Origin of the sequence: Thermogutta sp. (assembly GCF_039793925.1) — a bacterium.
Lineage (GTDB): Bacteria > Planctomycetota > Planctomycetia > Pirellulales > Thermoguttaceae > Thermogutta.
Genome location: NZ_JBAMME010000206.1, coordinates 18,217 through 34,776 on the forward strand (window position 1 = coordinate 18,217; position 16,560 = coordinate 34,776).

9 protein-coding genes and 1 pseudogene are annotated in these 16,560 nt (G+C 55.5%); 6 read left to right on the forward strand and 4 right to left on the reverse strand.

All coding sequences use genetic code 11. The annotated features are described in order from the left end of the window. From ABJK56_RS08250 to ABJK56_RS08260, 3 genes and pseudogenes are all read left to right on the forward strand, one after another. A pseudogene (locus tag ABJK56_RS08250) lies at positions 1-859 on the forward strand (hypothetical protein); the annotation flags it as partial. A gap of 431 nt (positions 860-1,290) precedes the next feature. Then, complete coding sequence (locus ABJK56_RS08255) at positions 1,291-2,580, forward strand: BBP7 family outer membrane beta-barrel protein (RefSeq protein ID WP_347244190.1); 1,290 nt, start codon at positions 1,291-1,293, stop codon at positions 2,578-2,580. A gap of 386 nt (positions 2,581-2,966) precedes the next feature. Further along, positions 2,967-3,506: a DUF2617 family protein gene (locus ABJK56_RS08260; protein WP_347244191.1), complete on the forward strand. Its 540-nt coding sequence runs from the start codon at positions 2,967-2,969 to the stop codon at positions 3,504-3,506. Between the two features lie 182 nt (positions 3,507-3,688). Here the strand turns inward: ABJK56_RS08260 and ABJK56_RS08265 are convergent, their stop codons facing one another. Continuing rightward, positions 3,689-4,510, reverse strand: coding sequence for an alpha/beta fold hydrolase (locus tag ABJK56_RS08265; RefSeq protein ID WP_347244192.1), 822 nt, complete (start codon positions 4,508-4,510; stop codon positions 3,689-3,691). Between the two features lie 193 nt (positions 4,511-4,703). After that, complete coding sequence (gene glgX / locus ABJK56_RS08270; RefSeq protein WP_347244205.1) at positions 4,704-6,815, reverse strand: glycogen debranching protein GlgX; 2,112 nt, start codon at positions 6,813-6,815, stop codon at positions 4,704-4,706. A gap of 1,298 nt (positions 6,816-8,113) precedes the next feature. On the opposite strand from glgX, the gene ABJK56_RS08275 reads away from it, so the two are divergent. Next, positions 8,114-8,443: a hypothetical protein gene (locus tag ABJK56_RS08275; protein ID WP_347244193.1), complete on the forward strand. Its 330-nt coding sequence runs from the start codon at positions 8,114-8,116 to the stop codon at positions 8,441-8,443. 203 nt (positions 8,444-8,646) lie between these two features. On the opposite strand, the gene ABJK56_RS08280 is transcribed toward ABJK56_RS08275, so the two are convergent. Continuing rightward, positions 8,647-10,575, reverse strand: coding sequence for a sulfatase-like hydrolase/transferase (locus tag ABJK56_RS08280; RefSeq protein WP_347244194.1), 1,929 nt, complete (start codon positions 10,573-10,575; stop codon positions 8,647-8,649). 400 nt (positions 10,576-10,975) lie between these two features. On the opposite strand from ABJK56_RS08280, the gene ABJK56_RS08285 reads away from it, so the two are divergent. Then, a complete protein-coding gene (locus ABJK56_RS08285; RefSeq protein WP_347244206.1) occupies positions 10,976-12,610 on the forward strand; it encodes an FAD-dependent oxidoreductase in 1,635 nt (544 codons plus the stop codon). Positions 12,611-12,730: 120 nt separating this feature from the next. Beyond that, positions 12,731-15,154 carry a beta-L-arabinofuranosidase domain-containing protein gene (locus tag ABJK56_RS08290; RefSeq protein ID WP_347244195.1) on the forward strand — a complete coding sequence of 808 codons (2,424 nt, stop codon included), beginning with the start codon at positions 12,731-12,733 and terminating at the stop codon, positions 15,152-15,154. Positions 15,155-15,212: 58 nt separating this feature from the next. Here the strand turns inward: ABJK56_RS08290 and ABJK56_RS08295 are convergent. Continuing rightward, on the reverse strand, positions 15,213-16,560 hold a 1,348-nt coding region (locus ABJK56_RS08295), incomplete at its 5' end, for a trypsin-like peptidase domain-containing protein (protein ID WP_347244196.1).

Genomic DNA, 16,560 nt, shown 5'->3' on the forward strand with positions numbered 1-16,560 from the left:
GTGGCCGACTGGTGGTCAGTTCAAGTTCCCCGGCGGATTCACGGTGGAAGTCCGGTCCGCTGAAAAAATCACGATGGATGCGAAAGGTGGCACCGACGAGTTGACGGTGTACGATTCCGCCGGCGATGATGTCATGACGGCTTCACCCAACCAGGTGACGGCCACCAACTCCGCGAGCGCCTACTCACACGTGGCTAGGAATTTTGAACAGGTCCGAATGATCTCCAGCGCCGGCGGTGAGGACGTGGCTTCCCTTTACGATTCCTCGGGTGACGACGTTTTCACCGGAACCCCGAGTTACGGCGAGATGGTCGGCAGCGGCTACAAATTGCGGGCAGAGGGATTCCGTTATCTCCACGGATACGCCTTAGCCGGCGGCACAGATACCGCCATGCTTTACGATTCGCCTGGCGATGACGAGTATGTCGGGACCCCCGACTATAACATCATGCGGAACAGCAACTTCTATATTCGCGCGAAATACTTTGATTACGTCCATGCGTACGCGACGGCCGGTGGGTACGACCGGGCAACTCTCAAGGGAACGTCGGGCAGTGATAAATTCATCCTCGAAGCCAATCTGGCTCGACTCAATTCTGGCTCCTACGTCCATCGTGCGAAGTTCTTCGAGGAAATCACCATTCGGGGTGGTGGCGGGCAGGACATTGCTTACGTGAACGGTGGCACGGTTCTCCCAGGCGTGGTGGCCCGCGGAACTCCTCCAGTACCTGCCGATGCCTCACAGATTGCCTATCTCCAACAGCTTTACAAGATTCAGGTCACCAACGAGGGTGGAACCGGGAGCAACAGGACGATCCGTCCGGCGGCCGACGCGGTGTTCAGCGCTTACTGGCCGTGATTAAAAGCCTGTAATGCATTTTTGAGAGCAACGGACCGAAACCCTGGCTGGGTCCCTCACCTGTCGGCGAGCACAGGTGAGGGACTTTTTTAATTTACCGACCGACTCATCCCACTATCTTCAAACTTCTTATCTTGCCAAAACGATCTGCAATTGTCCTGTATTTTGTGAAAGACAAGCAGTTTAGGTAATAGGAGATTGCATTGTCGTGGGTCGCACTCAAGCTCGCTGCCTCTTACGGCCGAAAGGAATGACAAATCGGCGTTCGCGGAGTCTACGGTATGTTCGTTAAGTTTTGCCATTCTTTCTCAACTCGTAAGGCCAATTTTTCCGATATTAACGTCGCAACCCCATATTGCCGGTTCTCCAAAGGAGTGAGAGATCCACAGGGGAGAACGGGACATTAGCAGACATTGAGGTGGACCAGGACTATGCGATTCCAACACACCCGAACGCGGTTGATTGTTTGGGCTGCCTGTTTGGCAATGGCAACCCCCGCCGTAGCCCAGGTCAAGGACATGCAGTATTTCGCGCCTGCGCAGATTGACACATTCGGAGGAGGCCGGCGCGCCAACGAGGGGTTTTTCATCAGCGGCGAATATCTCCGCTGGAGCATCTCCAAACCGGACGTGACGACGATCGGTTATCCCGGTCTCACTCGGGAAGTCTTCTATGACACAGGCATCTCCCGCATTCAAAGCAACACCCTGGACACGAGCTTTATCGGTTCCAAGTTCACCGATGGAAGTCGGGTGGACCTTGGCTACATTGAAGACCATCAGGGATGGCTCTTCAGTTATTACTACCTCTCCACGCTGGGGCGGACCCATGGTGTGGCCAGTGCCGACATCGTGTTCGACGATCCGCCGTTTGGCCCGCCACCCACGTTCCGTTTGCTGCAGGGCTATGTGGATGCTGCGCTCACTGATATTCAGAATTTGCCGGTAACTTTTAATGCCCCGTTCATCGAAGACCTCGATGCTGATCAGGGAGGTGATCCAGACACTTTGCCGGAACCTTCCTGGGGTGTTATGATGGAAAACCTCGTGAAGAATTGGAGCACGGAACTGAACTACATCTACCGATTTCATCCGACGCGGCGCGGGACCATCTGGGAGCTTTTCCTCGGCGTGCGATACTTTGAGTTGAACGAGGATTTCAACGTGTGGGCACCGTACTCTTATGCCCCGTACGATCCAACGTTGGCGCAAAACGATCCTGGCGGCGTCGGGTTTCCCACTGCGGTGGGTATCCTTGCCGACAGCTACTGGTTCACAAAAGCGGAAAACCACGTGGTGGGACCCCAAATCGGTGGACGGTTCTTCCGTAGCTACAACCGCTGGACCTTCGATGTGCAGGCACGATTCTTCGCTGGATTCAACTTTCAAAACATCAAACAGCAGGGTGTGCTGGGAAGCCGCCTGACGCCAGGATTGGGTGCTATCGAAGACGTGCCGTTGTTCATGCGGGCGACTGGCTTCAGTCACAGCGCTACGGAGGAAGAATGGGCCCCCGCTGCTGAGTTGCGGGCGACCATTAAGTACCAGATCACATCCAAAATCAATTTGAGTGTCGGTTGGACGGGATTGTGGATGGATGGGATCGCGCGTGCGTCGAATATGATCCTTTATCGTGTACCCGATATGGGCATCACGATGGAGCATAACACGCAGGACCTCTTCATCAATGGCGTGACTGCCGGTGTGGAGTTCAATCGGTAGATGACGATCATTATGAAGCGAGAACCCTCAACCCTCTGGCGGCTAAACGAACGGTCCGACAAGGATGTTTGAACCGTTCGTCTCGGGTAGCGCAAGAGGGTCCTGATCGACCGGGAAGGATGCCCGGTCGATTGCTTTTTCTTGCCGACCGCTAGCGTGGTGAAACGGATTTGTCAAGATAAAACGAGCGCTTCCAAGCGCTGTGAAATGGACACATGGAAAGCTTAGAAAACTCCCTTTGTTGGCTGCGTGAAGAACGCTTATAATAAGCGATGAAACGTTCACGAGGAGGCTCACTGGTATCCCCCTGTGGACGTGACTGTGACGGAAGATGGTATAAGAAGCCGGCACATGTGTGTGTTAGGCATAGAAGAGGGGATAGAGCTGTGCTGACTGTTCGTCCTCGGGTTACGGAATTGGCGTTCAGCCTTTATGGCAGACCGCTTCACCCCGAATTGTTTGAAATTCGCACCACCCGGCAGGTCAGTCGCGGGGGCTACGAGGTACGACTGGCGATCACCAACACTGGTCACGTCATCACCTGGAATTACGAAGGACTCACCTGGACGGAGGTCGCGACTTCGGCCCTGCATCCGTTACCGACGAAGAGACGTTTGATGTTTCACAATATCAAAGGGGAGCATAAAGACCAGTTGGTGGGGCGGGGAGGGATTTCTTACGAATGGGAGGTCCAACTGGAACACGTTTCTCCTGAAGTCTTCTGGGTGTTCCAGCATGAGCTGAACCGTGAGGCACCCCAGCAAGGACTGTTCTTCCGCTTTGATCCCAGTGGACGAATGCCGCTCGGCGCGATGAGTTTTCTCTATTACGAGACCCGGGCGAAAAGCTTTCTTGTGCAGGCGTTTCACACTTTTCCGGATGACTACGCCCTGGTCAAAAGCCGTACTGTGATTCGATTGCCGTAGGCTAAAGTTTCGGGATCGGGCAGGTCTTCTTTTTTTAAAACCAGAAAACTCACCGAGTTTTATCCTCGTAGCGCCAACTGGCTTTTCACAGCCACATCGGCAACTCCGCACCGCTGGTAATCTCCTGAAACGACTCGAACGGGTGAATGAAATCGTGGGGATAAGATCCGGGCAACTTTCCCCTAAACCGTTACACTTCTCAGCCATTCCCGGATGGCTTGCGTCACCCGATCCGGTTGCTCCATCGGCGCGAGATGACCGGCATCAGGAATGACGACCAATTGCGATTGCGGGATTGCCTGTGCCATCGCCTGCATTTCCTCAGGTGGCGAGATTGCGTCAAACTCTCCGACCAGGACGAGGGTAGGGCACGACAGTGTAGCGAGAAGATCGGTAGAATCCGGCCGTTCCGCCATTCCAAGAGCTGCCGCCGCGACACCTTCCGGCGGCGCCGAGAGCATCATTTGACGAATCGCGTCGATGACTTCCGGATGATTGCGAAACGTCGCTTCGCAGCACAGGCGGGGAATCATCTCGTCCGCGATGAACCCGGGGCCTTCCCGGCGAACCCGCTCCGCAACGCGCCGTCGATTCTCCTTCGCTTCTGGAGTGTCAGGCCTCGCGCGGGTATCGCACAGGATGAGACCAGCCAGGCGGTCCCGGTACTTTCGGGCAAAAGCAAAAGCCACGTAGCCGCCCATCGACAGGCCGCCCAGTACGATTTTGCCGGTCAACCCGAGATGGTCGCAGAGCCCAGCCAGGTCATCCGCCATCATTTCCATCGTGGCCACACCGGGGATCACCTGGCTTTCTCCAAATCCCCGGAGATCGGGAACAATCACCCGAAACTCATTGCTGAGGCCTTCCCATTGGGCTTTCCACATGGTCCGATCAAGAGGAAAGCCGTGAATCAGAAGAACAGGCAGACCGCTCCCCGTATCTTCAAAAGCCAGTTCCACTCTACCAGGGCTGGCCGGTGTGGTGATTTTCTCGCGTTGTACCATTGGACGTCCCGAGTCTAAAGTGCGTATCTTTCTTATTACAAAGCCACCAGATTGAACGCGGAGTTGTTCCCGGATCGGACAATAACGCGAACGTATTTATTGTATTCAGCAACAGGCGACGATGGGTGGGGTATGTATTCACCCCAGGCGGTAGAGAATAACAGCCTGTCTCCCCATGGGACACGGGCTTCTTTCACAACAGGTCCGGCGCCACGTAGCACACGAGCGTCCGTCCGGGCAGCGTCAGGGACCAATCCACAGGAGGTGGCGGACCGTCCAAATTGGGATAGATATCGTTGGGCGCCATCCGGCTGGTGTCGATAAACAGCCGCCAGGCCAGTCCCCGGGCTGCTGCGGGGATCACAAAGCGTGCTGGTTCCGGAGCCGCGTGGAACATCATGAGGATATGGTGATTAGGACGGTTGGGATCTTCTCGCTCGGGAAACGCAGCCAGAAGGCACACCAGGCTCCGGCCGGCGTTGGCCCAATCCACGGGGCCGCCCATGGAGTTAAACCAGCTCACATCAGGCAACCCGCCGGGCCGCACAGGTAGACCGGTAAGAAAATCTTTGCGTCTCACCGTTGGTTCCTGTTTGCGGAACGCAATCAGGGCCTGGACGAATCGCCAGAGCTCCCGATAGCGATGGACGAGCTTCCAATTAAACCACGAAATCGAATTATCCTGGCAATACGCGTTGTTATTTCCCCGTTGTGTTCTGCGACATTCATCCCCGAAGAGCATCATGGGCACGCCCTGGCTGAGAAAAAGCGTGGCCAGCATATTTTTAATCTGTCTCATGCGAATGAGGTCGATACCTTTGTGCCAGGTTGGGCCTTCGACCCCATAGTTGTAGCTGTAATTGTTATTTTCACCATCGCGATTATCTTCACCATTGGCCTGATTATGTTTGTGGTTATAACTGACCAGGTCGTTGAGGGTAAATCCATCATGTGACGTTATGAAGTTAATGCTGTGATAAGGATAGCGCCCGCCAGGCTGATAGAGGTCGCTCGAACCGGCAAGTCGAGTGGCGAACGCGGGAACCATGCCCGGATCTCCGCGCCAGAAGCGCCGCACATCGTCGCGATAGCGGCCATTCCATTCCGCCCAGCGACAGTGGTCGAAGGTGTCCGGCCAGCAGAGCGTTGCGAATGTGCCGACCTGATAAGCCCCCGCCGCATCCCAGGCCTCGGCGATGATCTTTGTATCGGCGAGAAGGGGGTCCTCGGCGATCGCCTCGACGACCGGAGGATTGGGAACCAGATTACCCGCCCGATCCCGACTCAGGATCGAAGCCAGATCGAAACGGAAGCCATCGATGTGGTAATTATGGACCCAGTAGCGCAGACAGTGGAAAATCATTTCCCGAACAATCGGGTGATTGCCGTTGAGCGTATTGCCACAGCCCGTGTAGTTTTTGTAACGGCTGCCGCCGTTGTCCAGCATGTAGTAAACGCGATTCTCCAGTCCCTTAAAACTTAGAATGGGACCGTTTTCGTTGCCTTCAGCAGTGTGATTGAAGACCACGTCCAGGATGACTTCGATCCCGGCCTTGTGTAATTCGCGAACCATTTCCTTGAATTCACGAACCTGGGCTCCGGGCTCTTTACTCACCGCGTAACCGCGGTGGGGGGCAAAGAAGGCCAGGGGATCATAGCCCCAGTAATTTGGTCGCGCGGGTTTCTGGCCGTAGATGTCCAAGATTGGAAATTCATGGACAGGCATCAGCTCAACGGCTGTCACACCCAGTGACTTAAGGTAGGGGATTTTTTCGATAACGCCCAGATATGTGCCCGGAAATTGTACCCCGCTCGTGCGGGATCGCGTGAATCCCTTGACATGCATCTCGTAGATAATGGTCTCGGAAAGTTCACGTCGTATGGGCCGAGTCCCCTGCCAGTCAAACTCATCGTCGATCACCACGCATTTGGGAGGCCTGATGATTCCATCTGTCGCCGGCAGAAAGTCTCCTGCCAGGGCTTTGGCGTAAGGGTCGATCAACCGAGCTTTGGAGTCGAAACGATGCCCGATTTCCGGTGCCCAGGGGCCATCCGCCTGAATGTGATAAAGTTGCCCCGCCTTGAGGCCAGGCACGAATATCGTCCAAACGTCGCCCCAGCGGTGGTCGTGAGGATTCAGAGAAATGATTTCATAGGGATCGGGATCTTCGACATTTCGGTAGAGAAGGATGCGCATCCCCGTTGCTGAGCGGCTGAAAATAACAAACTGGACGCCATCCTCGCGGAGAATGGCCCCGTACGGTAAGGAATGCGCAAGGTGCAGTGTAGTCGGTCGCGCTAGCATGGAAAAAGGTTGGGTAGGGCGTCCTACCACGACATCAACGTTACCAGTCAACCATTGTTGCAAATCTGTTGCCATGGTCCACCCGTCATTTTAGGAAAAAAACATAGCTTACGACAAAAGTCGTGCCAACCTGCGCGTCCGACATCCATGCCCCCTTCGCGCTGGGGAAGGGCAACGAGCCAGGTCCGCCAGTGGCCACTGGCGGGGGAACGCGACCTGATCGCCGCCAATAAATATTTCTGAGCGGAGTGAATAAACCTCCCTCCGCGGCAGAATCGGCCGTCACACCTGGCCCAAGGCGGGTCCATCCTGTTATCCACAATCGGCTGGCGCTGAATCCAAGCCGCAGCGACTCGGAACGGCAGGATCTAATCCGGGAATTCTGAACAGTTTGCCCCACACGCACCACGGCAAGGAATCTGGGAAGGACATACCGATTAAGTGGTTGACGGATGGTAGAGCAGCAAAAAGCCGGAAAAGAGTCGGTTCATGACAATTGTTTGGATGGTTCCGATGGTTCAAACAACAGCGGCTGCTCGCTGGGGACCTTCCGGATGATTCGCCCTGCCAGCGAGTGGTGCATGTGCGAGCAGCCTGGCACCGATCAGGCCAAACATGCCTTCCGGAAACCAGTTACGTTGTGTCGAGCTGGCGTGTGCCATACGAATATTGGGGGCTTCGGAAGGGGTGCTTATCGTGCGCGATAAAGGTGAACGTGCGCAGAGGCCGAATGATTGTCCGGGATCCCAGGGCGGACGCAGCGAGCGGATCCTGCTCGAAGACTGTCACGCTTGTCTTGTCCTTTGTCACCGCGGATGATCTGCTGGGCTTTCCATCCTGTCGCTGCCTGAAATGTTCACTTCCTCAATTTCTTCCCCTATCCTTGCACTAGAGCAGCGTGCCCCGCTGATGGCTCTACCGGTTGAGAGAAGTCTTCAGCAGCGACGTTATCTGTTATACTGAACCCATTGCGATCAAGAAGTATTCTCCAAAGCGTAATAAGGTCGTATAAAACGGTTGGAGGCATGCTTCGCGGTGCGAAAGTGCCATAGAAGGCTGGTGATCATGTTCTGGGCTTTCAAGACTAAGAGGTTTTTTCGAGTTTTTTGAAAAATAGGTGTCTTGCATTTTTGTAATTCTTGGTATAAGTTAGTGTTATATGAAATGGATAAAGAGGATCGGGATGCTTCAATCCTGGTAAACAGTTGGTTGTTCTTTGCGCAGATTATCAGGAGGATCTTCGGCGTTCTAGCTGTGTATTGTTTCACCTTTGCTGGTTCGAAAGGAGATGACGTATTATGCCCAGAAAAGCAGAGAAACTCGGTCGCGGACGTAAACGTTGTTCAGCGTGTGGCGCAATCTGTCCGGCCCGCGCTTTGGTATGCAAGAGTTGTGGGTATCATTTTATTAAGGGTAGAAAGTCGCTAGTACCACCGAAGGTTGAGGCTTCCGTCAGGGCTGATGATGTCGCCATCAAGGAGGTGATCACCTTCATCCGGCAGCATGGGAGCGTGGAATCTGCACGGAAGGCGGTGGAAGATGTGCAACAACTGCTTGAGAAGGTCGGATCGATGGAAACAATTTTTAGGTGTTTCGATCTCGTCAACCTTGTTCGGGAAAACGTCTAGATAGACTGCCTGTTTGCTCTGCATCGCTTGTATCGATTTGGGAGCCCGTGTTTTGGGATTGCTAAGCCATTAACTTGGGCACCTGATGCAAGAAGCGGTAGGGGTAGGTTGGTGCGTACCCCTACCGCCTTCTGGTAAGCTGTGTTACTTCTCATATTCGGTCCCGGCCCGGCGAAGTATCGCCATCGCATTTTGCAAGCCTGTCACCGGGCTTTGTTGCGGTAGTTCCTGGTCGTATCTTTGGAAAGTTTGGCGAGAATACTTTCTTTTAGTTTGAACAGATTCTCGCCCAGGCGGGCGTGTTCCGGGCGAATTTTGGGGTTGAAATTTTCCACTACAGGCTTTACAGGTTCAGACTTCGAGCCGAGATCATCCAGGGCGTTGAGGGCCAGCATGGAAAGATACGGACCTTTTCCGTCGTAGTCGACGAAAGTTTTTAAAACGTCCAGCGCGCGCTGCAATTCCTCTGGCGAGCCGTATCGGCCCACGGTCCAAGCGGCTACAATTTGGACGCTGGGGGCCGGGTCGTCCAATGCTCGAAGGACTGTTTCGTGGGTTGTCTCATAAGCCTTTTGACCTCGAGCGAGAATGCCTGTAATCGCCCAGTACCGAACCGCACTGTCACTGTCCTGAAGACCTTGAACAAGTTTGTCGATGCGATCTGACTTCAGATCAGAGGCCAATTCTGCCATTTGGAGAATTCGCTCTAACGGATACTCATTGCTCTGACCATATCGGTACGGCGACCCATTCCCGGCGCGGGTATGGATTTCATCCTCGGGTACAAAACCAAGATCGCGCGTTTGCAGGATATGATCGCGGAGAACATCGCGGAGCTCCTTTAATTTCCCTTGGTAGGCGGGATTCCCAGCGAGATTGTGGACTTCATCTGGATCCGTAGCTAGATCGTAGAGTTCCTCCGTCGCCTTAGGGACCTGCCAGAAGTAGGCCTGTTCCGGGGTGAGCTTCCCCTCATCAAACAGTTGCTTCCATACTCGCGTTGTGGGAGTTTGGAACATATATTCGACGTGCTGGCCCCAGGGAAGATGTGGCATGAAATTGCGAATGTAAACAAGCCGCCCGTCGGTAACACTGCGAACCAGGTCGTAACGTTCATCCATCCGACCACGCAGACCGAACAGATACGCGGGCGGCTCCGCAGCGTAAACGCCGAGAAATGGCCGCCCCTGCATGTAGGACGGCGGTTTGATTCCCACAAGGCTGAGAAGTGTGGGGCCGAGATCTACAAACGACACAAGTCGGGACGACCGACCACCCGGCTTATAGTCCGGCGGGGCCAGATGTTGGAATTTCGGAGGAATATAAACTATAAGCGGCACCTGTAGGCCCGAATTATAAGGACATCGTTTACATCGCGGCATTCCCGGCCCGTGATCCCCATAGAAAAACACGATCGTATCGTCCGCCAGGCCTGCTTCTTCTAATTCCTTCAGCTTTTCGCCGGCCATTCGGTCCATGGTGGTGATATTGTCATAATATTGGGCCCAATCCTGTCGGACTTCGATCGTATCAGGATGATATGCGGGGACACGGACCTTGGCCGGATCGTGGATCCATTCGTGGGGGCGGCGCCGCACTTGGCTTTCGTGAGTTACGGTGAAGTTGAAGATAGCAAAAAATGGCTGGCCAGGCCGCCGATTCTTCCAGTGAGCCTTGCCTGATGACTCGTCCCACACCTGCCCGGGCTTTTCAAGGTTGTAATCTTCTTTGCTGTTATTGGTGCAGTAGTAGCCCGCTTCTCGCAAAAACTGGGGATAGAATTGGGCTCCCTCGGGAGGCACAATCAGGCTCCGCATGTGTTCCGACCCCGTACTGCTGGGATACATTCCCGAAATGATGGCTGTTCGAGCAGGCGCACAGACGGGTGCCGTGGACCACGCCCGGGTGTAAATCGTGCCTTTGGCCGCGAGTCGGTCCAGATTGGGCGTATCAGCGTACGGATCTCCGTAGCATCCGAGGTGGGGTCCGATATCCTCGCAGGTGATCCACAGGATGTTGGGCCGGGATTCCTCGGCCTTTGCTTTGCCGACCCCAATGGACACCATTCCGGTGACCCAGCATAATACTCCAACAATCGTCGCCCAGGTTTTCCACCATCTGTATCGGTTCATCATCATGACCTCCCCAGATTCGAACTGAATTTCCACAAAACCGTTACCGCTCTCTCAGACTTTCCCCTGGTATCAGACCGCAGGGACGCTGGTTTTGGGTGGTGCGTGAGGTCCAAGCAACCCTGACGCATTGAGCGATATCCTGAAAGGCCGATTCATCCCAAGCGGCTGCCGCTTTCCTCGCCAGGCGGCTTTTTATAGTGTGAGTCAGAGAACAACCCATTGCAACTGGATGTACCGGTTAGCGTACCGTCAATGCCAGCGATTCAAATGCTGGTGAGCCCACGCAGGATTTGTTATCATGGCAACTGACAAAAGAGGTTTTTTGCTGGAGTTAAAGCGACATCACGGGTGGAGGATTTGCATGAGGGCATGGCTTCGGCTACTTCCGGTGATTGGTATGCTCACCCAGGTTGGGTGGACCGGTGCGTCGGCTGAGCAGCGCCTCTTTCAATACGATATCGTCGTGTATGGTGGCACTTCGGCGGGCGTGATAGCGGCCGTGGAAGCTCGGCTGCTAGGGCGAACCGTGGCCATTGTTTGTCCCGACAAGCATCTTGGCGGGATGTCGAGCAGCGGTCTGGGCTGGACCGATACCGGCAACAAGGCCGTGATTGGCGGGCTTGCTCGGGAGTTTTACCACCGTATTTGGAAACATTATCAAAAGCCGGAAGCCTGGAAGTGGCAAAAACCGGAGGAGTACGGCAATCGGGGGCAGGGGACGCCGGCGATCGACGGCGAACGCCGCACGATGTGGATTTTCGAACCGCACGTCGCGGAAGCGGTGTTTGAAGACTTTGTCCGGGAATATTCAATCCCCACCTTTCGAGATGAGTGGCTGGATCGGGAAAAGGGCGTCGTCAAACAAGATGGACGAATCCACACCATCCGGATGCTGAGCGGAAAGGTGTTCGCAGCAAAGGTGTTCATCGAGGCGACTTACGAGGGAGACCTGATGGCAGCAGCAGGGTGTCGCTATCGCGTCGGGCGGGAATCCCAAAGCGAATATGGGGAGAAATGGGCCGGCGTGCAGATTGGTGTTCTCCATCATCGTCATCATTTTGGAGTATTAAAGAAACCAGTCAGTGCCTACTGGATTCCGGGGGATCCCAGCAGCGGTGTCCTTCCCAGGATCAGTACCGAGCCGCCAGGTGAATATGGGCAGGGCGATCATCGGGTTCAGGCCTATTGTTTTCGATTGTGCCTGACGGACGTACCTGAAAATCGAGTCCCTTTTCCCAAGCCGGAAGGATACGATCCCAAGCAGTACGAGCTTTTAGTACGGATTTTCGAGGCCGGTTGGCGGGAGACGTTCGCGAAATTCGATCCCATTCCCAACCGAAAGACCGATACCAACAACCACGGTCCCATGAGTACGGATAATATCGGATACAACTACGACTATCCTGAGGCCAGTTATGAACGCCGCCGGGAAATTATCAAGGAACATGAAACATATCAAAAAGGGTGGTTTTATTTCATCGCGAATGATCCGCGGGTTCCCCAAGATGTGCAGAAGGAGATGCGTCGATGGGGACTGGCCAAGGATGAATTTGTGGACAACGGCCACTGGCCCTATCAGCTCTACATTCGTGAAGCCCGACGGATGGTGGGTGCCTACGTGATGACCGAGCACGACCTGCTGGGGAAAAAAGAGACGCCCGATTCTGTAGGAATGGGCTCATACACCATCGACAGTCACAACGTTCAGCGCTACATCACCCCGGAAGGCTACGTCCAGAACGAGGGCGACATCGGCGTGCCGACGCCGCGCCCCTATGCCATTGCTTACGGATCACTCGTGCCCCGGCGAGAAGATTGCCAGAATCTGCTAGTTCCCGTATGCGTTTCGGCAAGTCATGTGGCGTATGGTTCCATTCGTATGGAGCCGGTATTCATGATTTTGGGCCAGTCGGCAGCAGCGGCAGCGGATCTTGCCATTTCCCGGCAGGTCCCCGTACAGGATGTGCCTTATGACGAGCTTCGCGAGCGGTTGCTCAGCGAAGGGCAAGTCCTGGAATATAGTAAGAAGTAAGGTAGCCATCGCATAATTGGGAAGCTGAGACGAATAAGTGATCGACGCTTCCAACATACATGGGTGGTAACCGCCAATAGAACCCACGACTTCACCACGATGAGAAAAGGAGGTTTTCTGATGCGGCAACTGATCTTTTGGGCGGTGAGCTGCGGACTAATTTTGGGGATATTACAAACAGTGAAGACCGCCTGGGCAGCGGAATCGTTAAAGCCGGGACGATTAACGATTGTTCCTTTCACGGCTGTCCATGTGGAGGACGAATTCTGGGCACCCCGAATCCGGACCAATCGGGAACGGTCCATCCCGCACAATTTGAAGTGGTGTGAGGAGACGGGGCGGATTTCTAACTTCGCCAAAGCCGCTGGACTCATGGAGGGCAAATTTGAAGGCATCTATTTTAATGACTCTGACGTTTATAAAGTCCTGGAAGGGGCGGCCTACGCTCTGGCCCAACATCCGGATCCACAGTTGGAAAAAGAGGTGGACCGCATCATTGGGTTGATTGCGGCGGCACAACGGCCGGACGGCTATCTCAACACGTATTACACACTCACAGGCCTCGACCAACGATGGACCAACTTGCCCGTGATGCACGAGCTCTACTGTGCCGGTCATCTCTTCGAGGCGGCCGTGGCCCATCATCGCGCCACGGGCAAGCGGACATTTCTCGATGTGGCTATCAAGTTAGCGGACCACATTGATAGTATCTTTGGTCCAGGGAAGAAATACGGTGTTCCCGGCCATGAGGAAATCGAGCTGGCGCTGGTCAAACTCTATGAGGTGACCGGTGAAAAGCGGTATTTCGACCTGGCCAAGTTTTTTATTGATGAACGCGGCAACACTACGCATCGGCAATCTTACGGGCCTTATTGTCAGGATCACCTTCCCGTTCGGCAACAAAGCGAAATAGTTGGCCACGCTGTTCGCGCGATGTATCTTTACTCGGGCGTGGCGGACGTCGCTGCATACACGGGTGATCCAGAGCTCATGGCGGCGATGGACCGCATCTGGAAGGACGTTACACTCCGCAAGATGTACATTACTGGGGGGATTGGGGCGCGGCACGAGGGTGAAGCCTTCGGCGAGGCCTATGAGCTGCCCAATGAGTCCGCCTATTGCGAGACGTGCGCCGCTATCGGACTCGTCTTGTGGGCGTATCGGCTGGGGCTGATGCACGGGGACGCTCAGTATGCCGACGTTTTGGAAAGAACACTTTACAACGGCGTTCTCTCAGGCGTGGCACTGGATGGGGAACATTTCTTCTATGTCAATCCGTTGGCCTCCGCTGGCGACCATCATCGCCAGCCGTTCTTCGGTTGCGCTTGCTGTCCCACCAATGTGGTTCGTTTGATTCCTTCGGTGCCAGGCTACGTTTATGCGATTCGACCGGCCGAGGGTGATCGCCCCGTTGAGTTATTCGTCAACCTGTACATTGGCGGTGAGGCAAAAGTGGACCTGGGATTTTCGCAGCCGGTCAACATTCGCCAGAAAACACGGTATCCCTGGGACGGCCGGGTTGAACTGACACTCTCACCGCCCTCGGAAGTGGAATGGACGCTTCGGCTGCGGATTCCCTCATGGTGCCGAGAAGCCACGGTGAAGCTCAATGATCAGGCTGCGACGCCGGTGGACTTCGCGAAACTTGATCGGGGGTATTATGTAATCCGCAGGAAGTGGAAAGATGGGGATACAGTCACGCTGAATTTAGCCATGCCGGTGGAACGAATCGAAGCCCATCCCAAAGTGCTGGCCGATCGAGGACGCGTGGCAGTTCAGCGAGGACCGATCGTCTATTGTCTGGAAGCTGTGGACAACGGTTTCGACGTCAGATCTGCGGTGCTGGCCAGGGATCCCCAGTTTGAGACAGAATTCCGCCCGGACCTTCTGGGGGGCATTGTGGTGATCAAAGGAACGGCAGCGGATGGACGTCGGCTGGTTTTCGTGCCCTATCACCTGTGGGATCATCGCGATCCGGGGCCCATGGTGGTCTGGGTGCGACAGGCAGGCAAACCCCGTCATCTCGATCCCAACGACCCGACTTGGGAAGGCCGGTTGTATCGGCCTCTCCATCCCGCCACCTTGACAGGCGAGGAAGGACTCAGCGCCACGGAAGGCGCTCGGCCTTCTGCTTCTCATTGCTGGAGGAGTGATTCCGTGGACGCGCTGAACGATGGGATAGAACCGAAAGATTCCAATGATCATTCAATCCCACGGTTTACCTGGTGGGATCACCGGGGGACACAGGAGTGGGTCCAGTATGATTGGGAAAAGCCAGTGGTCGTAAAAGGGGTCCGCGTGTACTGGTTTGACGATGAGCCCCGGGGCGGACATTGCCGCCTGCCTGCTAGTTGGCGGATTCTTTACCGAAAAGGCGACGCCTGGGTCCCGGTCTCTATCCAGGGTGCCCCTCCAGTGGTCAAAAACGGATGGAGCGAAGTGCAGTTTGAACCGGTGGAGACGACCGGCCTACGGCTGGACGTCCAGTTGCAGGCCAATTGGTCTGGCGGAATTCTGGAATGGCAGGTCGTCGAAGCGCGGTAAGATTAATGCGACGCCGGTGGACTTGGAGACGCAGTGGTTTGGGAATGCCCGGGAAAGGTTAGTTCGATTGTGACTCATTGCTCTCCGATGCGTTCTCGGATGCCGGCCGCAGCTTGCCGGACATTAGGTCGTACATCAAACCGAGGAGAGTGTCCGCGGGAATGGTGTAGGTCTCCGTCCGGCCTGCCCGCGCGATGTTGATGCCCACGACCCGACCGTCGATGTCCACGACCGGTCCGCCGCAGAGCTGGGGCGGAACCACGCCATCGTGTTGGATAACTCGCGGAAAATCGTCCGCGCGGCGACTCAGGCCCACGTCAGAGCGGTTCTGCATTTCCCTGCGCCGCTGGCTTGGCGTGTCCAACTGTTTGAGCGTGGCAGTAATCTCCAGGGTTTGGTCGCCGCGCCGCAGCTTGAGTTTAACGGTGTCACCGGGACGGTGGCGACGAATTGCCTCAATGACGTCCGTGGTCTTGGGGGTGGGTTTCCCGTCCACTTCCAGCACGATATCGCCTTCTTCAATTCCGGCCGCAGCGGCCGCCGATTGTTCCATCACCCGCGTGATCCGAGGGCCTGCTTCCGTGTCTTCCAACGTGACGCCCAGGATTCCCGGTTGCGGTGGAATCCGCCGCGGTGGGGCCCCCACGATTCCAACAGCCAGCGGAACATCTTGGCGAAATCCGACGGAAATCATCCAGTAGCCCGGCCTGCAATCTACAGAAGCTGCCCACGGGATTGGGGGTAAATGACGCGCTTCTACCTTGAGCATGGCGAGGTCGTATTCTTCCTGAATTCCCACGATTTCGGCGGGCAGTTCTCGATCGTCGGATAATTTGCAGGTGATGGGGGATTTCAGTTCGCTGGCCTTGGTAAGGATCCAGCCGTCGGGGCCCACCACAGTACCCAAGACTGTGTCGCGGCCGTTGCATCGAACCATAACGACGCATGCCCGAACATCAGACGAAATGACACCTGCGACAACGCGTTTGACGTCTTCACTATCCCGTCCGGGAATCGGATCCTGCCAGATGTCTCCCTTGGCCAGGCGATCCCAATTGGAGCGGAAGACATCCACTGGAACGTGATAATTCATCGTGGTGGGACCGGCAATGCGGCTGTGGATGCCCACTACTTTGCCGGTCAAATCCACCAGCGGCCCACCGGAGTCCCCTCCTACCAGGGGACAGTCCGTGCGAATGAAGGTGTCTCGATTGCGAAGGACTCGGCCAAGTCGGGCGACGGGCGGCCTCTCCGCAACGTAACCCAGCGGATGGCCCAGCGCCACGACCCACGTTCCTTCAGGTAGTTCTTTGCTCACCCCCATTTCAGCGTGGGACCATGGGCCAGCCTCGGTGATCTTGATGAGCCCCGCGTCGGCATCCTGGTATCTCCCGAGCGTCTCCCCT